Annotated in this window: 22 protein-coding genes; 7 read left to right on the plus strand and 15 right to left on the minus strand. The window is 65.3% G+C overall.

Features of this window, described 5'->3' with window-relative positions:
* Nucleotides 1–56 precede the first annotated feature (56 nt).
* Entirely contained in the window at nt 57–272 is a 216-nt protein-coding gene (gene rpsU, locus BCL93_RS03170) for a 30S ribosomal protein S21 (protein ID WP_016416934.1), read from the minus strand.
* Nucleotides 273–567: 295 nt separating this feature from the next.
* On the opposite strand from rpsU, the gene tsaD reads away from it, so the two are divergent.
* Complete coding sequence (gene tsaD, locus BCL93_RS03175) at nt 568–1599, plus strand: tRNA (adenosine(37)-N6)-threonylcarbamoyltransferase complex transferase subunit TsaD (protein ID WP_112053681.1); 1032 nt, start codon at nt 568–570, stop codon at nt 1597–1599.
* 293 nt (nt 1600–1892) lie between these two features.
* On the opposite strand, the gene plsY is transcribed toward tsaD, so the two are convergent.
* Nucleotides 1893–2513 (minus strand): glycerol-3-phosphate 1-O-acyltransferase PlsY, encoded by a 621-nt coding sequence (gene plsY / locus BCL93_RS03180; protein WP_112053682.1) that lies wholly within the window; start codon nt 2511–2513, stop codon nt 1893–1895.
* Between the two features lie 106 nt (nt 2514–2619).
* On the opposite strand from plsY, the gene folB reads away from it, so the two are divergent.
* Together folB and folK are read left to right on the plus strand one after the other, a co-directional pair.
* Entirely contained in the window at nt 2620–2976 is a 357-nt protein-coding gene (gene folB / locus BCL93_RS03185) for a dihydroneopterin aldolase (RefSeq protein ID WP_112053683.1), read from the plus strand.
* Nucleotides 2973–3506: a 2-amino-4-hydroxy-6-hydroxymethyldihydropteridine diphosphokinase gene (folK, locus tag BCL93_RS03190; protein WP_112053684.1), complete on the plus strand. Its 534-nt coding sequence runs from the start codon at nt 2973–2975 to the stop codon at nt 3504–3506. The genes folB and folK overlap by 4 nt, the downstream gene beginning before the upstream one ends.
* A gap of 181 nt (nt 3507–3687) precedes the next feature.
* On the opposite strand, the gene BCL93_RS03195 is transcribed toward folK, so the two are convergent.
* The 8 genes from BCL93_RS03195 to BCL93_RS03230 form a co-directional block, all read right to left on the minus strand.
* Nucleotides 3688–4872 (minus strand): polynucleotide adenylyltransferase, encoded by a 1185-nt coding sequence (locus BCL93_RS03195; RefSeq protein ID WP_112053685.1) that lies wholly within the window; start codon nt 4870–4872, stop codon nt 3688–3690.
* Complete coding sequence (glpE, locus tag BCL93_RS03200; protein WP_112053686.1) at nt 4869–5207, minus strand: thiosulfate sulfurtransferase GlpE; 339 nt, start codon at nt 5205–5207, stop codon at nt 4869–4871. Before glpE ends, BCL93_RS03195 begins: the two co-directional genes overlap by 4 nt.
* Nucleotides 5208–5266: 59 nt before the next feature.
* Nucleotides 5267–6088: a symmetrical bis(5'-nucleosyl)-tetraphosphatase gene (locus BCL93_RS03205; RefSeq protein WP_112053687.1), complete on the minus strand. Its 822-nt coding sequence runs from the start codon at nt 6086–6088 to the stop codon at nt 5267–5269.
* A 184-nt stretch (nt 6089–6272) separates the two neighbouring features.
* Entirely contained in the window at nt 6273–6671 is a 399-nt protein-coding gene (gene apaG / locus BCL93_RS03210) for a Co2+/Mg2+ efflux protein ApaG (RefSeq protein ID WP_369700293.1), read from the minus strand.
* The gene (gene rsmA / locus BCL93_RS03215) at nt 6668–7474 is read right to left on the minus strand and encodes a 16S rRNA (adenine(1518)-N(6)/adenine(1519)-N(6))-dimethyltransferase RsmA (RefSeq protein WP_112053688.1); all 807 of its coding nucleotides are present in this window, start codon (nt 7472–7474) and stop codon (nt 6668–6670) included. Before rsmA ends, apaG begins: the two co-directional genes overlap by 4 nt.
* A gap of 116 nt (nt 7475–7590) precedes the next feature.
* On the minus strand, nt 7591–8664 hold the full coding sequence (gene pdxA, locus BCL93_RS03220; RefSeq protein WP_112053689.1) for a 4-hydroxythreonine-4-phosphate dehydrogenase PdxA: 1074 nt from the start codon (nt 8662–8664) through the stop codon (nt 7591–7593).
* Nucleotides 8661–9653, minus strand: coding sequence for a peptidylprolyl isomerase (locus tag BCL93_RS03225; protein ID WP_112053690.1), 993 nt, complete (start codon nt 9651–9653; stop codon nt 8661–8663). Before BCL93_RS03225 ends, pdxA begins: the two co-directional genes overlap by 4 nt.
* Before the next feature lie 50 nt (nt 9654–9703).
* Complete coding sequence (locus BCL93_RS03230; protein ID WP_112053691.1) at nt 9704–12151, minus strand: LPS-assembly protein LptD; 2448 nt, start codon at nt 12149–12151, stop codon at nt 9704–9706.
* A gap of 189 nt (nt 12152–12340) precedes the next feature.
* Here BCL93_RS03230 and BCL93_RS03235 point away from each other — a divergent pair, with 189 nt between their 5' ends.
* From BCL93_RS03235 to speD, 4 genes are all read left to right on the plus strand, one after another.
* Nucleotides 12341–13402 carry an aminoglycoside phosphotransferase family protein gene (locus BCL93_RS03235; protein ID WP_112053692.1) on the plus strand — a complete coding sequence of 354 codons (1062 nt, stop codon included), beginning with the start codon at nt 12341–12343 and terminating at the stop codon, nt 13400–13402.
* Entirely contained in the window at nt 13399–14070 is a 672-nt protein-coding gene (murU, locus tag BCL93_RS03240; RefSeq protein ID WP_112053693.1) for an N-acetylmuramate alpha-1-phosphate uridylyltransferase MurU, read from the plus strand. The genes BCL93_RS03235 and murU overlap by 4 nt, the downstream gene beginning before the upstream one ends.
* Nucleotides 14071–14200: 130 nt before the next feature.
* Nucleotides 14201–14620 (plus strand): OsmC family protein, encoded by a 420-nt coding sequence (locus BCL93_RS03245; protein WP_112053694.1) that lies wholly within the window; start codon nt 14201–14203, stop codon nt 14618–14620.
* Between the two features lie 128 nt (nt 14621–14748).
* Nucleotides 14749–15543, plus strand: a complete 795-nt coding sequence (gene speD, locus BCL93_RS03250; RefSeq protein ID WP_112053695.1) for an adenosylmethionine decarboxylase — start codon at nt 14749–14751, stop codon at nt 15541–15543.
* A 147-nt stretch (nt 15544–15690) separates the two neighbouring features.
* On the opposite strand, the gene coq7 is transcribed toward speD, so the two are convergent.
* From coq7 to purD, 5 genes are all read right to left on the minus strand, one after another.
* Nucleotides 15691–16332, minus strand: a complete 642-nt coding sequence (coq7, locus tag BCL93_RS03255; RefSeq protein WP_112053696.1) for a 2-polyprenyl-3-methyl-6-methoxy-1,4-benzoquinone monooxygenase — start codon at nt 16330–16332, stop codon at nt 15691–15693.
* 172 nt (nt 16333–16504) lie between these two features.
* Nucleotides 16505–16846 carry a histidine triad nucleotide-binding protein gene (locus tag BCL93_RS03260; protein ID WP_112053697.1) on the minus strand — a complete coding sequence of 114 codons (342 nt, stop codon included), beginning with the start codon at nt 16844–16846 and terminating at the stop codon, nt 16505–16507.
* 74 nt (nt 16847–16920) lie between these two features.
* Nucleotides 16921–17793: a phosphoribulokinase gene (locus tag BCL93_RS03265; RefSeq protein WP_112053698.1), complete on the minus strand. Its 873-nt coding sequence runs from the start codon at nt 17791–17793 to the stop codon at nt 16921–16923.
* Complete coding sequence (locus tag BCL93_RS03270) at nt 17793–18248, minus strand: acyl-CoA thioesterase (protein WP_112053699.1); 456 nt, start codon at nt 18246–18248, stop codon at nt 17793–17795. Before BCL93_RS03270 ends, BCL93_RS03265 begins: the two co-directional genes overlap by 1 nt.
* Before the next feature lie 149 nt (nt 18249–18397).
* Entirely contained in the window at nt 18398–19684 is a 1287-nt protein-coding gene (gene purD / locus BCL93_RS03275; protein ID WP_112053700.1) for a phosphoribosylamine--glycine ligase, read from the minus strand.
* Nucleotides 19685–19717: the final 33 nt, after the last annotated feature.

A 19717-nucleotide genomic window follows, 5' to 3' on the forward strand; every position in this document is an offset into this window, starting at 1 on the left:
CCGTATGGCGGCCGCTTGGCATCCCTCTAGGACGGCATGGCCGCCCTTAGTACGGATTAATACAGCCGTTCGAAACGCTTGCGCTCGCGCTGGAGCTTCTTGGCGTGACGCTTGACGGCGGCAGCTGCCTTGCGCTTGCGCTCGGCGGTCGGCTTCTCGTAGTGCTCGCGACGACGCACTTCGGACAGAACACCGGCTTTTTCGCAGGAACGCTTGAAGCGACGCAGCGCGACGTCGAACGGCTCGTTATCACGTACTTTGACAGAAGGCATTAAGCACTCACCTACCTTGGAATCATGAGTTCGGTTTGAACGCACGCCTCGAGTCTCTTCGCATCGCTTGAAACATAACGTCCAAGCCGCCTTGGGGCGACACAGGGAATCATGAGGAAGAAGCGAAATGCAGGGTGGAACCCGGGCGCACGACCCAGTCATACAGCGCACAGTATTCTAGTCGTGGCCAGACGACATTGCAAACCTTGACGTCCAACCGGTGCCCGATGCCGCACAAAGCACGTATAATGAGCGGTTTACTGTTAGCCAGATACCATGAGCCTGGGGCCTTACCATGCGCGTATTAGGGATCGAAACATCCTGCGACGAGACCGGCGTTGCCCTCTTTGACACCGAGCGCGGCCTGATCGCCGACGCTCTCTACAGTCAGATCGCCATGCATGCCGATTACGGCGGCGTAGTGCCAGAGCTCGCCTCCCGCGACCACACCCGCAAACTGCTGCCGCTGATCGAGGAGGTCCTCGACAGTGCCGGCGTAACGCGCGCTGAACTCGACGGCATCGCCTATACCGCAGGCCCTGGCCTGGTCGGCGCTCTGATGGTCGGCGCCTCTACCGCCCATGGCCTGGCCCGTGCGCTGAATATCCCGGTGCTCGGCGTGCACCATATGGAGGGCCACCTGCTGGCCCCCATGCTCGAGGATGAGTCGCCGGCGTTTCCCTTCGTTGCCCTGCTGGTGTCGGGTGGTCACACCCAGCTGGTCGAGGTGCGCGGACTCGGCGACTATAAACTGCTGGGTGAATCAGTGGACGACGCCGCCGGCGAAGCCTTCGACAAGGCCGCCAAGATGCTGGGCCTTGAGTACCCTGGCGGCCCCAACGTGGCACGCCTGGCCGAACAGGGCGACCCGACGCGCTTTCGCTTTCCGCGCCCGATGACCGACCGGCCGGGGCTCGACTTCAGCTTCTCCGGGCTCAAGACTCACACCCTGACCGCGATCCGCTCACTCAAGGAAGCCGACAAACTCGATGACCAGGCCCGCGCCGATGTCGCCCGAGCCTTCGAGGAAGCCGTGGTCGATACGCTGGTGATCAAGTGCCGGCGCGCCCTGGATGCCACCGGCTTGAAGCGCCTGGTGGTGGCGGGTGGCGTCAGCGCCAATACCCGGCTTCGCGAGCGTCTGGCCGTGGAAACCGACAAGCGGGGCGCCAAGGCCTTCTATCCCCGCGGGCGTTTCTGCACCGACAACGGCGCCATGATCGCGTATGTGGGAGCTCAACGGCTCTTGGCCGGCGAGCGGGACGACAGCGCCATGCGGGCGGTGCCTCGCTGGCCGCTGGACCAGTTGACCCCAGCCGGGCACTGATCACGGCTCACAGCCATGATCGCGCTCTCTAAGATTCCAGCGCTCAACGGCTACTGGCCGGCGAGCGGGACGACAGCGCCATGCGGGCGGTGCCTCGCTGGCCGCTGGATCAGTTGACCCCAGCCGGGCACTGATCACGGCTCACAACCATGATCGCGCTCTCTAAGATTCCAGCGCTCAACGGCTACTGGCCGGCGAGCGGGACGACAGCGCCATGCGGGCGGTGCCTCGCTGGCCGCTGGATCAGTTGACGCCTGCGGGATCCGCCTCGGCCTGATCGATGCGACACGCGCCTACTCTTCCTTGCGGGTACTATCCGCCGATAGCGCCTGTTCCCCGCCACGCCCCAGGCGCTGGATATTCCACACGTGACGCACCAGCACCAGCAGCGCGAAGACAACGATCACACCGCCATACTCTGGCGCCAGCCAGAGGCTGACCAGCGGTGCGAGAGTCGCACTGGCCAGCGACGCCACCGAGGCGGTGCGCACCCGCCAGGCGAGTAGGACCCAGCAGGCGGCACTGACCAACGCCACCCCAGGCGCCAGCACCAGCAGCACCCCGAAGGCGCTGGCCACCGCCTTGCCGCCGCGAAAGCGGTGCCAAGGCGGATAGCTGTGGCCCAGCAGCACCGCAAGCCCCACCATGCCCTGCGCCCAGGGTGAAAGCCCCAGCGCCTGGGCGGCGAACAGCACCGGCATGCCCTTGGCGGCATCAAGCGCAAGGGTCGCCAGCGCCAGACGCACGCCATAGAGGCGCAGCACATTGGAAAACCCTGGGTTGCGCGAGCCGGCCAGGCGCGGGTCGCGCAACCCGGCCAGCCGACACACTGCCAGCGCGCCAAGGGCGCTGCCGCTAAGATAGCCCAGCGCCAGCAGCGACCCCAACGCAAGGGCCAGATGACTTGGCGACATGAGGGTCCTCCTGAAGGTCACGGCGGCCAGTCATGATTCTGCCCGCGGACTCACGTACAATCGAGCGCCGGCAATTCTTACAGACCGACAGGTGGGGGATGCATTGATGGATTGCGTGCTGATCGAGGCGCTCGAAGTGGACACCGTGATCGGAGTCTACGACTGGGAGCGCGACATACTCCAGCGCCTGGTCCTCGACCTGGAACTGGCCACCGACATCCGCCCCGCCGCGGCCGATGACGACATCACCAAGACGCTTGACTATGCAGCCATCAGCGAGCGCGTCGCCGCCTTCGCCGGCGAGCATGACTTCGCCCTGGTGGAAACCTTTGCCGAGCGCCTGGCCGCCACCCTGCGCGAGGAATTCGGCATCGCCTGGCTTGCCCTCACGGTGCGCAAGCCAGGTGCCGTGGCAAGCGCCAGCGCCGTCGGCGTGCGCATCACCCGGGGCGAGCCGTCATGAGCCGCGTCACGGTTAGTATCGGCAGCAACATCGAGCGCGAGCAGCATGTTCGGGTCTGCCTCGACGCCCTTCAAGCCTCTTTCGGCGAGCTTGCCGTGTCGCGGGTCTTCGAGAGCGAGCCGGTGGGGTTCGAAGACGGGCGCAACTTCTACAACCTGGTGGCGGCCTTTGACAGCGACGCCTCGGTGGGCGAGCTGCAGGCCTGGTGCAAGCGCCTGGAATTCGCCAATGGCCGGGTAAAGAACAGCGCCAAGTTCAGCCCCCGCACCCTCGACATCGACCTGCTGACAGTGGGCGCACTCACCGGCGAGCACGACGGCGTCGAACTGCCTCGCGATGAGATCACCGAGCATGCCTTCGTCCTCAAGCCGCTGGCCGAACTACTGCCCGAGGCCACCCATCCGCTCAGTGGCGAGCGCTATGACCGCCTGTGGCAAGCCTTCGATGCCGGCGATCAGCGGCTGTGGCCGGTGGACTTCTGCTGGCAACAGCAGTGGATCTCCCGCGCCGACGTGTCGAAAAACGTCTGACGACGCGCCCGGTCACGCTGCTGGCGTTTAAGGGCAGGTGTCTGCGAGTGCGCAGCCCTCTTCCATGGGCGCTACTTTCGTTCTCTTGATCGACACCCCTCGCCCCCGCCTGCCCCATCGCTCGAGAGCGAAGGTGGTGTTGATTGATATAGCCCCCAAGACCTGTATCGCAGCCAGTCTCTCAGCTAGCGTCCGCCAGTACCTCGGCGATCGCCGCCTGGCGCCGCCGGTCGAGTTCTTCGCCCAGCGCCTTGCCCTTGAAGCCTTCCGCGAGCAACTCCTTGGGCGCAATCGCCTGCGCTGCCTGATAGGCAGCATCCAGCAGCCGGGCGAGCCCGGGTTCGTCCAGCGCCAACAAGGCCAACTGGGGAGCCAGGCGCTCGTCACGCCGCCAGACATCGATGCCGTCATACCAGTCAAGCACCTGGCGGGCGGTGAGCGGCGCGACCTCACTATCCAGACGCAGGGCTCGGGTACGCGCGGCCTGACGCGCCAGGTCGGCGTAGGCCTTGGGCAACTTGAGACGCTCGGCCAGCGCGGCCCGGGCGTCGCCGTCGAGGTGCTCGAGAAGCCGCGCCCAGCGCCAGCGGCGCCGCTCACCTATCTCGCTGTCAGCCGCACCTTCGGCATCGGTCTTCCCATCAGCCTGTGGCGCCGGCAGGCAATGCAGCCGGTCCAGGGCGGCGGCCAGGGCGACACGATCTTCGGTCAACTCGGGCATCAGCACTTCAAGTGCCCCGCAATCATCTAGCGCCGTGAAATAGGCCTCGGGGGATGGCTCCCCCAGCGCCTTTTCGGTTTCGGTCCAGACCCGTTCGGCGACCAGGTGGCCAAGCTCGCCGCTATCGGCGAGCTCGCGCATCAGTGCCAGCGTATCCGAGGCGATAGCAAAGCCGAGCCCCCGATAACGGGCCAGGAAGCGTGAGGTGCGCAGCACCCGCAGCGGGTCCTCGACGAAGGCCGGGGAGACATGGCGCAGCTGTCTGGCGGCGAGATCCCGCTGGCCGTGGTAAGGATCGGTCAGGGTGCCGTCGGCCGACTCGGCCATGGCGTTGATGGTCAGGTCGCGTCGGGCCAGATCATCCTCGAGGCTAACCTCGGGGCTCGCATGCACCACGAAGCCGGTATAGCCGTGACCGCGCTTGCGCTCGGTGCGTGCCAGAGCGTACTCCTCGTGGGTCACGGGATGCAGGAAGACCGGAAAGTCGCGACCCACCGGGGTAAAACCGCGCCGAGTCATGTCCTCGACGCTTGCGCCCACCACCACCCAATCATGGTCATAGACCGGCCAGCCTAGGCGCGCATCGCGCACTGCACCGCCCACGCAGTAGACCTCGAGACCGTCAAGGAAACGATCGTCGCTCATGCCGGTGCCGTGGCCACGCGGGTGGGATGCTGGGCGGCCCAGTCGGTAAAGCCGCCGTCCAGGCTGTAGACCCGGGAATAGCCCTGGCCGGCGAGCCAGGTCGCCGCCTGCTGGCTGGAGTGGCCGTGATAGCAGACCACCACCAGCGGCGCTTCCTTGGGCGTCTCGTCGAGCAGTGCACCGACGCTTGTGTTGTCCAGGTGACGGCTCGCCGGGATATGGCCGCGGGCAAAGCTCATCGGATCACGGATATCGACCAGCGTCAGCGGCTCCCCCTCGTCCAGCCAGGCTTTCAGGGTGGGAATATCCAGGTGCTCGAAGGGCGTCGCGCTCATGGTAGCTCCATGGGTAAAGAGGATAAAACAGCAAGAAGCGAAAGAAGGACGCGGGGCGATCAGCCCCGTGAAAGGCTCGGTTGACGGGTCCGCTTGCCGGTGGTGAGATCCAGCGCGGTCAGGCTGCCGCCCCACACGCATCCGGTGTCCAATGCCTCGGCGCGCACCTGGCTGCCGGGGGTCGCCCCTTCCAGCGCCGCCCAGTGGCCGAAAAGGATATGCGGATCGTCCTCGCGGGCATAGCTGAACCAGGGGGCGAAGCCATCCGGCGCCGAGTCGAGCCCCTCCTTGGCCGAGAAGTCGAGATGCCCGTCGGGATCGACGAAGCGCATGCGCGTGAAGGCGTTGACGATGAAGCGCGCGCGCTCGATGCCGTCGAGATCATCCTGCCAGCGGTGGGGGCGATTGCCGTACATCCGTTCGAGGAAGTCGCCGGCGTCAGCGGCGAGCCGCGCCTCGACCTCTCCGGCAAGCGCCTGGGCCTTGGCGGCCGACCATTCGGGCAGCAGACCGGCATGGCACATCACCGTGTCGCCGTCCTCGCGTGGCTCGCGCACCATCAGCGGCTGTTGCTGCAGCCAGTCGAGCAATGCCTCGCGATCCGACGCCTCGAGAATCGGCGCCAGGGTGTCGGAGCGCTTGGTCGATGCACCACCGCGAGCGACCGCCAGCAGATGCAGGTCATGATTGCCGAGCACCACCTGTGCCGAATCACCCAGAGCGATCACCTCGCGCAGGCAGTCCAGCGAGCCTGGCCCACGATTGACCAGATCGCCGGCCAACCATAGTCGATCGCGGCCCGGCGCGAAGTCGAGCCGCTCAAGCAGCGCCACGAACTCCCGGTGGCAGCCCTGCAGATCGCCGATCGCATAGGTGGTCATGACATCTCCTGATGACGTAGCGGGTGAAACGGGTGATAACGCGGTGCCCTGACGTGACCGGGTGGCGGCTCAAGCCCCGATATGGCAGCACCGGAAGCCGGTATGGCGCCGACATCGCCCGGCATGACGCATAGGACAAGGCACTGCCCGTGCCGACCCAGACTTGCAGTCGCGCCGGCCGCGGTCAATGCACCTGATGGGGACCGGCCAGACGGAAGGGGGCGATGGGCACCTCGATGTGCTGCTGGGTAGCGGCATCGACACAGGTATAGTCACCTTCCATCACGCCCACCGGCCCATCCAGCACCGCGCGGCTGGTATAGGAAAAGGTCTGGCCGGGGCCGATCATGGGCTGCTTGCCGACCACGCCCTTGCCACGCACTTCCTGCACCTTGCCGCTGCTCTGGGTAATTTTCCAATGCCGCGCCAGCAGCTGCACGCTGTGAGACGAGTGGTTGTGCACGGTGACGGTGTAGCTGAACACGTAGCGGGACTCGGCCTCATCGGACTCCTCGGCGCGAAAGGCCGGCTCGACATCGACGGAGAGCGCCGCCATCGTCGCCTCGCGGTGGCTGTCAGTCATGCGACCTCCTCGGCCAGGTGGTCGGCAATGCGAACGAACTCCTCGACGGAGAGCGTCTGCGGGCGTCGGGTCGAATCGATGCCCAGCGCTTCCAGGGCCTCGGCGGACACGCGCCCCTTGAGGTTGTTGCGCAGGGTCTTGCGGCGCTGGCCAAAGGCCTCGCGGACCAGATCGAACAGCAGGGCCGGATCCTTGGCCGGATGCGGCAAGGTCTCATGGGGTGCCAGCCGCACGATGGCCGATTCGACCTTGGGCTGCGGCACGAAGGCCTCCGGCGGCACCACGAACAGCGACTCGACCTGGCAATGGTACTGTGCCAGCACCGACAGCCGTCCCCAGTGGGTGCTGCCGGGCTCGGCGGCCAGGCGCTCGACCACTTCCTTCTGCAGCATGAAGTGCATGTCGGCGATCGCCCCGGTGGTCTCGAGCAGATGCACGATCAGCGGCGTGGAGATGTTGTAGGGCAGGTTACCCACCACCCGCAGCGCCGGGCCGTCGCCACGCAGGGCGGCGAAGTCGAAGGCCAGGGCATCGCCCTCGTGAATCACGAAATCAGGGTATTGGAAGAACTGCACACGCAGGCCGGGGATCAGATCGCGGTCGAGCTCGATCACCTCCAGGGCGCCGCCGGCAGCGTCGATCAGCGGCTCGGTCAGCGCTCCCTGGCCGGGGCCGATCTCGACCAGGCGCTCGCCGGCACGGGGGTCGATGGCCCGCACGATGCGCGAGATGATGCCCGTATCGCGCAGGAAGTTTTGGCCGAAGCGCTTGCGGGCCCGATGCATGGGTGGGCGTGAAGACATGCGATGGATGATCCTTTGGTTCTGACAGGGGTTAGAGCTTACCGACAGCTAGCCCGACACCGATCTGCGATGGCGGCTAAGCACGCTTGCGGGAATAAACGCACGGTCGAGGCCGGCTAGGACAGGGTGTCGCACGCGGCCATTTCAGCCGCCAGGTTCATGGCGACGCGCAGGCTGCCAGTGTCGGCGACGCCGCGACCGGCAAGATCCAGAGCCGTACCGTGATCCACCGAGGTGCGCACCAGCGGCAAGCCCAGGGTGATGTTGGCGGCGCGCCCGAAGCCTGCGTACTTGAGCACAGCGAGTCCCTGGTCATGATACATCGCCAGCACCGCATCGGCGTCATCGAGATGTCGCGGGGTGAAGAGGGTATCGGCGGGATAGGGACCACGCACGTCGAGCCCTTCGGTTGCCAGGCGCTCAAGCGTTGGGGTAATGGTCTCGAGTTCCTCGCGCCCCAGATGACCGTCCTCGCCGGCATGGGGATTCAACCCACAGACCTTGAGGCGCGGTGCGGCGAGGCCAAAATAGCGCTTCAGGTCGGCATCGAGGATGCGCAGCACTCGACTCAGCCCCTCGGCGGTGATGGCATCGGCTACCTCGCGCAGCGGCAGATGCGTCGTGGCCAGTGCCACCCGCAGGGCGCAGCGCGCCGGACCATCGAGCTGGCCGTGGAGCGCCTGGTCGGTGGCGAGCATCATTACCACTTCCTCGACCCCGCAGGCATCGCGCAGGTACTCGGTATGGCCGGTGAAGCCGGCCTGGCCGCCGTCGATGATCACGCCCTTGTGCAAGGGCGCGGTGACCATGCCCTGAGCCCGGCCCTCACGACAGGCGGCGATGGCCAGGTCCAACGTTTCGAGTACATAGGCGCCGTTAGCGGGATCGAGTTCGCCGGCACGACACGGCGCCTTGAGGGCCACCGGCCACACCGGCAGCACGCCGGAGCATGGCGCCGGCGGCGACTCGCCCGGCGCCAGCACCCGCACCGTCACGCCCAGCCCCAGCTGTTGCGCCCGCGCCTCGAGCAGCGAAGGGTCCCCCACCGCCACGATGGTGAAATCCGGAGCGGCGCCAGGGTCTGCATCAGGCGCCACACCTGCGATGCCCTCGGCGGCCAGCATCAGCGCCAGTTCCGGGCCGATGCCGGCGGGTTCGCCGGTGGTCAGCGCCAGTACCGGCGGGTTCATGATGCGCTGGACTCATTCAGGCGATTGTCGATGTAGGCGCCGGCGCGAATCTCCTGCAGCCAGACCTCCATCTCGTCATTGGCCTTGCGCTGAAAGAGGGTCTGGCGGACCTGGTCGCGCTGGGTCAGGTTGCGGCCCTGGCCGCCTTCGCGGTCGGCGAGCTTGACCAGGTGGAAGCCGCTGGGGCTTCTGATCGGCGCAGAGACCTCACCCACATCCAGCGACGGCACTGCGTCGGTGAAGATGCTGGGTATCTCGGCACCCGCGCGCCAGCCCAGATCACCGCCGTTGAGCGCCTGGCCACCATCGGACTCGGCGGCCGCCAGACTGGCAAAGTCGGCGCCGTTCTCAAGCTGGCGACGCAAGCCCTCAATCTTGGCGCGGGCATCGTCGATCTGCGCCTGGCTGGGCGACTGGGGCAGTGCGATCATGATGTGCGACAGGCGATAGCGCACGTCGTCGTTGGCGCCCTGCTGCTCCAGATAGCGATCCACCTCGCGCTCGCTGACGGTGACCCGGCTAGCGACCCGGCGCTGCTGAAGCTGGCGCATCAAGAGCTCGCGGCGCACGTCCTCGCGCACTGCAGCCAGCGTCAGGCCATCGGCCTCGAGGCTATCGGCGAACTGCTCGAGGCTCATGCCGTTGTTCTCGGCGATGCCACGCACCGTGCGATTAAGCTCGGTGTCGTCGACGCTCAGGTTGGCATCACGGGCCATCTGCAGCTGGACTTCCTCGACGATCATACGATCCAGCACCTGCTGCTCGAGAGCCGCATTGCTTGGCGGTGTGACGCCGCGCTTGGACAGCTGGTCACGTGCCCGGGCGACTCGGCTCTCGAGCTCGCTGTACATGATCGCGCCCTCGTTGACGACTGCCACGATGTGATCGAGCGGCTTTAACTGCTGGGCCGTTGCCGTCAGCGGGGCCACGCCCAAGGGCAGGGCCATCATCAGGGCCATGGCCAGCGGGGCGATCAGTCGACTGCGCATATATACCTCATTGACTCGTCTCGTGTGTCGATGCCTTCGCGCCGGGGCGCTCAAAAGGCGGTGGAGCGATAGCCGGGAATGGCCCGCTCGAAGTAACTGTCGGCTTCCTGGCCCACTCCGCCGAGGCCCTTGAAGATGAAGCGCAGGAAGATGCCGCGATCGGTGTAGTCGTCGGCGGTGGTATTGGCGGTGTCGTTGTCCTCGACCCAGTCACGCCATACCAGCTGCAGACCATAGCAGCAGTCGTTCCACTGCACACCCGCCAGGCGCTCCAGGGAGCGGCCGTTGGTGTTGTCATACAGGTAGCGGCCGATCAGGTCGACTTGTTTACTGGCTCGCAGGGCGAAGGAGACATCGAACTCTTCGCGGTTGTAGCCGAGCCGATCCTCGGGGTCGTCGGCAGAGGGGTCGAAGCCCTGCAGCTCCCAGCGATACCCGAGGTTCAGTACATGGCCGCGGGGATCCCGGTAGGCCAGGTCGACCCCGTTGCGCTCGGTCACTTGCCGCTCGGTGTCATAGAGCCAGGCGTAGCGGGTGCTCCAGTAATCGCTGATCTGCCAGTCGATATTCGTCACCAGCGGCGTACGGTCCCGGGTCGCGCGATACCAGGCCGCGTAATTGGTGTCGCGATCCGGGAGCGTATCCGGGTCGCCGTTCATGTCGATACTGCGATCTTCGAAGTAGAACCCCTGGCCGACACCGATATCGAGGCGCTGGCGGCCACTGTCATCCTCGAGGAACCGGGAACTGAGGCCGGCCGATAGGCGGTTAAGATCGCCCACCCGGTCCACACCGGAGAAGCGATACGGCGACCACAGCTGCCCCCAGGAGAAGGCCTGCTCGTTGGTATCGAAATCTGGAAACGCCTGCTGATCCTCGGCCGGCACATAGGCATAGTTGAGGCGCGGCTCCAGGGTCTGTCGGTAGCCATCACCGAAGGCCGAAAGATCACGCTCGAAGACCAGGCCGCTATCCAGCGAGCTGACCGGCACGGTCCGCGAAAGCGTGGTGTCACGATCGGTATTCAGGTTGCCGTAGTCGAGCTCATAGGCGGTGTGCAGCAGCTCGACCTTGGGCTCCAGAAAGCCCCAGCTGGGATCGCCGCGCCAACCAAGCGCCGGCGCCAAATGCACACGGCTACCGGTCGCGGCCTCGCGCAACGGCACTTGCTGCTCGATGACATCACGCCAGAAGTAAGTCGCATTGGAGCGCCACTGCTGATAGAAGCCACTGTCCTGATCCCAGCGGGCATTGGCGGTCAGGCTCGGCAGGCGGTAGAACGGCTTGTCACGCTCGGCCAGCGGGTAGTCGAGCCGCTGATACCCCTGGGCGCGGGCTTCGAGCTGCCAGGTCTTTCCGCTGTAGTCGAACAGCGCCAGTCGCGGCAGGTAGGCGGTATCGGATTCGCCGAAATCGCGTCCGAAATCATCGAAGTAGCGCCCATCGCTGGCTGCACCGTAAGCGAGCTGGTAGTCCAGCCGTGGGCTCAGACGGCCCTGATGGCGATAGTCCAGGTACCAGCGATCCTCACCGCTGAAGGCATCCGGCGGATCGTTGGGGTTGGAGGAGGTCTTGCCCTGATCATTGGCAAGATAGGCGCCCTCGATCGTGCCGGCATAGCCCTGTTGTGAATGGTCATCCTGCAAATAGCGGAACTCGCCGCCCAGCAGGAAGCCACGATCGCTGATGAAGCGCGGCGTCAGGGTCGCGTCATAATTCGGCGCCAGGTTGAAGTAATAGGGCTGGGAATAGTCGAGGCCATCGCCCGAGGCACTGATCACCGGCCACAGGAAGCCACTCTGGCGTCGATCATCGATCGGGAAGCGCACCCAAGGCCAGTAGAAGACCGGCACATCCTGGACCTCGAGGCGAGCATGAGTCGCGGTCCCGTACCCCTTCTCGCGATCCAGCATGATGTCGTTGCCTACCAGTCGCCACGCCTGACTACCCGGCTCACAGGTGGTGAAACTGGCGTCGGTGAGCTGATAGCGGCCGTCTTCGAGACGGGCCAGCCGCTGGGCGTCGCCGCGCAGGCGAGCCTCATGGGCCACATAGTGCGCGCCATCGACCGACGCCGCATCGCTTTGCAGTGCCACTTCGGCGGCGTCGCCGCGCACCAGCAGCCCCTGATCGCGCAGAGCCAGCGGCCCCGTCACCTGGGCACGCTCGCGTGCAGGACCCACGCGCACCGCAGGGGCCTCGACCTGGCTGTTACCGCGGCGCAGCAGTACCTCGCCGGCCAGACTCACCGAGCCGTCTTCGCCATAGCGGGCCCGATCCGAGGAGGAACGGATATCGCCGGGGGTGTCGGCGGCCGGAAGCCGATATGCCGGCATCACGTAGTGGCCGCGGCACAGCGCATCCGACGGCGCATCATCGCCCCAGGGTTGCCAGTCGAGCTGTTCCGCTGGCAGGGGCGCCGGAGGCGCTGCCAGGGCATTGCCGCCGGCGACGGCGGTGAGACCGGCCAGGGCAGTCCAGTAGAGTCGCTTGCCCATCTTCCTCGCTGTCCTTGACGGGTGAAATCGGTATTATACAGGCCGAATCTCGGCTGTCTGCCACCGCTCGGCCGGCGCCGCTGCTGTCTGTCGATGATCCGGCCACTGGCGAACACGGATTTCAGCATGCGTTGCGCCCGGGTGAGCGTCAACAACAACGCCGCGACACGCATCACCACAGGAGAGCCCATGACCTCGGCAGACCCCGCGCGCCTTGGCCCCCTCACCGCCTGGGCGGCCGAGCAATACGGCCTGGCCCCCGACGCGCTAAGGCTGACCCTCGCCGCCGGCGACGCCAGCTTTCGCCGCTATTATCGTCTGACGCTGCCTGACGGTGCCACCCGCATCCTGATGGACGCCCCGCCGGCGCAAGAAGACAGCCGGCCTTTTCTTGCCATCGCCACCGACTGGCTGGCCGCCGGGCTACCGGTACCGCGAGTGCATCACGCGGATCTGGACATGGGCTTCCTGGCACTCGATGACCTGGGCGACACCCCACTGCAGAATAGCTTCACTTCACGCAAGGCCACTCTCGACGGCTTCGATAAGGCCATCACCCTGATCCATGAGCTCCAGGCCAAGGCCCCTAAGGATGCCCTGCCGATCTATGATGCAGCGCTGCTCACTCGCGAGCTCGAGCTGTTTCCCGAATGGTGCCTGGATGGCCTGCTGGGCATCGCTTCGCCGCCCGGCTGGACGACGCTGGTCACCCAACTGGTAGACAGCGCCCTGGAGCAGCCGCGCTTCGTCGTGCACCGGGACTTCGATGCCATGAACCTGATGCTCGAAGACGACGCCCTGGTGCTGATCGACTTCCAGGACGCCGTGGCCGGCCCGCTGACCTATGACTTCATCTCGCTGACCCGCGGGCGCTATCGGCGCTTCGACGCCACGACCCTCCACCACTGGCAGGCGGCCTTTCGCGAGAGTGCCATCGTCGACGGCCGCCTCGACCCGGCCATCGACGCCGAACGCTTCCACTTCTGGTGCGATGCCATGGCGGCCCAGCGCAGCCTCAAGGTGCTCGGCATCTTCTGTCGCCTGACCCTGCGCGACGGCAAGGCTGGCTACCTCGCGCGCCTGCCCCACTTTCTTGCACATCTGGATGACAGCCTGGCTCCCTGGCCCGCCTTCGTCGACTTGCGCCACTGGCTTCATTCAACCTTCACCCCGGCACTCGAGGAAGCCCTGGCGTCGCGCAGCATCGAGGCACCGGCCAGTGAGGTGATGACTCAGGAGGCGACGGCATGAAGGCGATGATCCTGGCGGCGGGACTTGGCAAGCGCATGCGTCCGCTGACCGACAGCTGCCCCAAACCGCTGCTGCCGGTAGCCGGCAAACCGCTGATCGTTCACCACCTCGAGCGCCTGGCCGCCGCCGGCATTACCGATGTGGTGATCAACGTCAGTTACCGGGCCGAACAGATCATCGAGGCGCTGGGCGACGGTGCGGCCCATGGCGTCAGCATCGCCTGGAGCCGGGAAGACAGCCCGCTAGAGACCGGCGGCGGCATACAGAAGGCGCTGCCGCTGCTCGGCGAAGCGCCCTTCCTGCTGATCAACGGCGACGTCTGGTGCGCGCCGGATCTCACAAGACTGCCTACGCTTGATGGGGATCTCGCCCACCTGTGGCTGGTCGACAACCCCGACCAGCACCCGGACGGCGACTTCCACCTGGATGCCGCGGGTCGAGTAGATGCCAGCGGCGCGCCGCGCCTGACCTTCGCCGGCCTCAGCTTGATCGACCCAGCGCTATTGGCCAACCAGGCACCCGGCGCCTTCGCCCTGGCGCCTCTGCTGCGGGACGCCATGGCCGCGGGGCGGGTGGCGGGCCACCACCATCACGGCGCCTGGGTCGATGTCGGCACGCCTGAGCGTCTAGCCGAACTGGATACCCGGCTGCGTGCCATGGCAGAGTAAGCGCCTCGTTTTTTCTTGTGTAGCGCTAAACGTAGCGCCAAACGCCTCGTTGGGCGCCAAGGAACTCGCGTCACCCTTTGAGTGACGTGTTCATCCCCTCTTTATTGATGCCAGACGGAGAAGTTGCCTCATGAAAGCCAGCGTCAAGTGGACCGACGGCCGTCAGTTCGTCGCCGAATCGGGTAGCGGCCACAGCGTGGTTATCGATGGCCCCCCCGACCACGGCGGCCGCGACACCGGCCCCCGCCCCATGGAGATGATGCTGATGGGGCTCGGCGCCTGCACGTCCTTCGACGTGCTGCAGATTCTTGAGAAGTCGCGCGCCCCAATCAGCGACTGCGTAGCCAGCGTCGAGGCCGAACGCGCCGACAGCGTGCCCAGCGTCTTCACCAAGATCCATGTGCATTTCACGGTTACCGGTAAAGGCCTCAAGGAGAAGCAGGTCGAGCGGGCGGTGGCGCTATCGGCAGAAAAATACTGCAGCGCCTCCATCATGCTCACCAACGGCGGCGTCGAAGTGACACACTCCGTCACTATCGTAGAAGAGTGACCCGTTAGAAAACTCCCCGGAGCGGGTGCGCCCGTACCCCGGGGTGTGCATAATACCCGCCTTTCATGCAGCCCCGGCCTAGTCCGACAGGCATACCACGCACTCAAGCACCTGAGGGAGGCTCGGACGTGAGCAACAATCTCCGACTCCACGGCTTCAACAACCTGACCAGTTCGTTGAGCTTCAACATCTACGACATCTGCTACGCCAAGACCGAAGAGCAGCGTCGGGCTTACATCGATTACATCGATGAGCTCTACAACGCCGAACGGCTGACGCAGATCCTCAAGGATGTCACCAACATCATCGGCGCCCATGTGCTCAATATCTCGCGTCAGGACTACGAGCCCCACGGTGCCAGCGTGACCATCCTGATCGCCGAGCACGAGCTCGAGGACCCTGCGCCGGAGCAGACGGAGCCTGGCCCGGGCCCGCTACCGCAAACCGTGGTCGGTCATCTGGACAAGAGTCACGTCACGGTACACAGCTACCCGGAATCCCACCCGGACAACGGCATCAGCACCTTCCGCCTGGACATCGACGTCTCGACCTGCGGCATGATTAGCCCCCTCAAGGCACTGAACTACCTGATCCACAGCTTCGATTCCGACATCGTCACCATGGACTACCGGGTGCGCGGTTTCACCCGCGACGTCGACGGCAAGAAGCTGTTCATCGACCACGACATTACCTCGATCCAGGACTACCTGGCCGAGGACACCAAGAACGCCTATCAGATGGTCGACGTCAACGTCTATCAGGAAAACATGTTCCACACCAAGATGTTGCTGAAGGACTTCGAACTCGACAACTATTTGTTCGGCACCTCGCGTCGTGACCTCACCTTCGAGGAAGCCCGCAACATCGAGAGTCGCCTGCGCAAGGAGATGCTCGAAATCTTCTACTCGCGCAATATGGACTGAGCCGCCGCTCGTCCGGGTTCTGCCCTAACGACAACACCCCGCCGGAGCTCCCGGCGGGGTGTTGTCGTATCTGGAAGAAGGAAGAAGGAAGAAGGAAGAAGGAAGAACAAGGCTCGGCGTGACTCAGTTGCCAAGCAAGCCCCCGACCTAGAGCCGGTAAACGCTGGTGGTCATCAGCTTGGACATCAGCCGCATGCCGGCCTTGACCGGCGCCGGGAACTCCGCGCCGCCGGCTTCCAGGGCCCAGCGTTCGTGGTGGGCCTCGTCCTCGCGCATTTTCTCGAGCACCGCCCGGGAGCGGCGATCGCCCGACGGCAATGCCTCGAGGTGCTCGTCGAGATGGTCGCCGACCTGCTCCTCGGTGGCGGCGACGAAGCCCAGGCTGACCCGGTCGCCCACGGCGCCGGCCACCGCACCGAGACCGAAGGATGCCCCGTAGAAAAGCGGGTTGAGCAGGCTGGTGCGACCATCGAGTTCCTCGAGGCGGGCATCGCACCAGGCCAGGTGGTCGATCTCTTCCTGAGCGGCCTGCTCCATCTGGCTGCGGATGTCAGCCAGCTTGGCGGTCAGCCCCTGCCCCTGATAAAGCGCCTGTGCGCAGACCTCGCCGGTGTGGTTGATGCGCATCAACCCCACGGCGTGAGCGCGCTCGGCTTCATCTAGCTCGCCGTCCTGAACGCCGGCGGACGGGCTAGGCCGCGACGGCTGGGCGGCATGCGGCACCAGGGTGCGCAGAATGGTATCGAACTGCTGGATCAGGTGGTCATTGCGGGAAAACTGGCGATTCATGAGGGCCCCCGTGGATGTTATCTCTAGTCTACCCGAGCCGCGACGCAGCCAGAAGTTGTGGCGAAATTCTGGCGCGCCAGCCACCTCGCAAGGCAAGAGCCCCGAGACATGTCAGTGCAGCTAGCGGTGCCTCGGGCATGCAGGCTCGGTCAGCTCGACGCCCTGATGCCGATTACCCCGCCGGCCAGGTGAAGTCGCGACCGCCCATCAGGTGCATGTGGACATGATAAACCGTCTGCCCACCCCGCTCGTTGCAGTTCATCACCACCCGGTAGCCTTCATCGGCGAAGCCCGCCTGCCTGGCCAGGGTTGCCGCGGTGTACTGCAACCGACCGATCAGCGCCAGGTCCTGCTCGGCAATGTCGTTGAGGGTCGAGATATGGCGCTTGGGAATCACCAACTGGTGGGTCGGCGCCTGGGGATTGATATCGTTGAAGGCCAGCACGTCATCGTCTTCATAGACGATATCGGCGGGAATCTCGCGGTTGATGATCTTGCAGAACAGGCAATCCATGGCGCCTCTCCCTTGAATGACAGTCGGTATAGGGTGGTCCAATCAGTGGTGGTCGCTCCGCGCGGCCTGTGAGCCTAGCGGAAACGCCGCTGGGCTAACAGGTGGCGAACCAGCGGGCCCAGAATCAATTCCATGGCCAGCGGCATGCGCGCCCCGGGCACCACTAGGGTGTGGGGACGGCTCATGAAGGCATCCTGGATCATCGCCAGCAGGTACGGGAAGTCCACCGTGGACGGATCGCGGAAACGGATCACCACGAAGGACTCGGCATCGGTGGGGATATCCTGGACCTCGAAGGGGTTGGAGGTATCCACCGTGGGCACCCGCTGGAAGTTGATATGGGTGCGCGAAAACTGCGGCTGTATATAGCGGACGTAGTCATGCATGCGCCCAAGGATGGTGTCGATCACCGCTTCCTGGGAGTAACCGCGCAGCTTGGTGTCGCGATCGATCTTCTGTATCCACTCAAGGTTCATGGTCGGCGCCACGCCCACCAGCAGATCGACATGGCGAGCGATGTCATGCTCGGCGGTGACCAGGCCGCCGTGAAGCCCCTCGTAGAACAGAAGATCGGTGCCGCTGGGCAGCGGCTGCCAGTCGGTGAAGGTACCGACCTGATGGCCAAGCTCGATCATCCGCTTGTCTTCGGCGTGGATATAGTGCCGGAAGGTGCCGGAGCCCTGATCGCCATATTCCTGGAACAGCGCCTCGAGATGCTCGAGCAGGTTGGCTTCCACCGCAAAGTGGGACAGCTCGTCGGTGCGCTCGGGCTCCTCGCGGAAGATCCGCGACAGCTCGTCCTTGGTGTAGCGATGGAAGGCATCGCCATCCACGGTCGCGGCATGCACATCTTCGCGAGCAAACATGCGCTCGAAGGTGCGCCGCACCGTGGTGGTGCCTGCGCCGCTGGAGCCGGTCACGGCGATGATCGGATATTCCCGGGACATCAGGCGTCGCCCTCGAAAGAAGGCCCGGCCGGCGACAGCGCGTCTTGCACGCCGGCGGGCACCGGGACAGGCTTGCCAGACGCGGGGTCGAGCAATACCAGGTTGAGCCGGGCAGTAGCGACGGGCCGCTGGTCATGCTCACGCACCACCCGGTGATAGACACACAGCGACTTGCCGTCGACGGGAGGAATCGCGGTCTCGACGATCAGCATGTCGGGCCAGGCGGCCTCGCCCTGATACTGGATAGCAAGATCGGCAACCACACTGGGGCAGCCGCCGAGATCCCATTCCCTGAGCCCGCGGGAGGCCAGTGCTTCAGTTCTCGCCTCATGCAACAGCGACACCAGGGCATCGTGGCCAAGGTGACGACCGTAGTTCATGTCGGTGATGCGTACCGACAGGGAGTGGCGGTGCAGGATGGCGTCTGTCGGAAATTCCAGGCGTACTCGTGACATATCAACTCCCCGTCGTATCCCGTCCCAGCGCAACGACTCAGGGCCACCCCTGATCACGCAGTTTCAAATGCTTGGCAGCTACCGCGAAGCACTGGGGCAATCACTGCAAAGAAAGGCAATCCTTGAATGGGAGACAGCGCGCCAGGCAATCAGCTCTCGCGGGCGATGGCGCGGAAGCCGATGTCGCGACGGTAGCTCATGTTCTGCCAGTCGATGGCGGCCACCCCTTCGTAGGCCAGGGCCTGGGCGTTAGCCACCGTGTCTCCCAAGGCGGTTACACATAACACGCGACCGCCGCTGGTCGCGACCCGACCTTGGTCATCCTGGGTAGTGCCGGCATGAAACACCCGGCAGCCGGTGTCCTCGGCGGCTTCGATACCGTCGATCACGTCGCCCTTGCGGTAGCTGCCCGGGTAACCGCCGGCGGCCAGGACCACGCCGACCGCCGGTCGCTTGTCCCACTCGATGGATTCGCGATCAAGTGTGCCCTGACTGCCCGCCAGGCACAGTGCGGCGAGGTCGGATTCGAGTCGCATCATGATCGGCTGGGTTTCCGGATCGCCGAAACGGCAGTTGTATTCGATCACCTTGGGCGCGCCGCTCTTGTCGATCATCAGGCCCGCGTAGAGGAAACCGGTATAGGGATGCCCCTCGGCCGCCATGCCCTTGACCGTGGGCAGGATTACCTCATCCATGATCCGCTGATAGACGGCATCAGTAACCACCGGGGCGGGCGAATAGGCCCCCATGCCACCGGTATTGGGGCCGGTGTCGCCGTCGCCGGCACGCTTGTGGTCCTGGCTGGTGGCCATGGGCAGCACGTGCTCGCCGTCGACCATGACGATGAAGCTGGCTTCCTCGCCGTCGAGGAATTCCTCGATCACCACCCGGGCGCCGGCATCGCCGAAGGCATTGGCCTCGAGCATGTCACGGACCGCCGCTTCGGCCTCGGCTGCGGTCATGGCCACGATCACGCCCTTGCCGGCGGCCAGGCCGTCGGCCTTGATGACGATCGGTGCGCCCTTCTCGGCCAGGTAGGCAAGCGCTGGTTCCACGGCGGTAAAGGTCTGGTAGTCCGCGCTGGGAATCGCATGACGAGCCAGGAAGTCCTTGGTAAAGGACTTCGAGCCCTCGAGCTGGGCGGCGGCCTGGGTCGGCCCGAAGATCGCAAGCCCTGCGGCCTGGAAGCGGTCGACCACGCCCTCGACCAGCGGGGCCTCGGGACCGACGATGGTCAGATCAATGGCGTGGTCACGGGCGAAGGCTTCGAGGCCCGCGAGGTCGGTGGCCCCGATGTCGACGTTGGAGACCTTCGGCTCGACCAGGGTGCCGGCGTTGCCAGGCGCCACGTAGATCGTCTCGACCTGAGGAGACTGAGCGACCTTCCAGGCCAGGGCATGTTCGCGGCCGCCGCCGCCGATGATCAGAACCTTCATCTGCAACCTTGCTCGACTGTTGGGTAAGGGGAA

Origin of the sequence: Onishia taeanensis, assembly GCF_003268885.1 — a bacterium.
In the GTDB taxonomy this organism is placed as follows: Bacteria; Pseudomonadota; Gammaproteobacteria; order Pseudomonadales; family Halomonadaceae; genus Onishia; species Onishia taeanensis_A.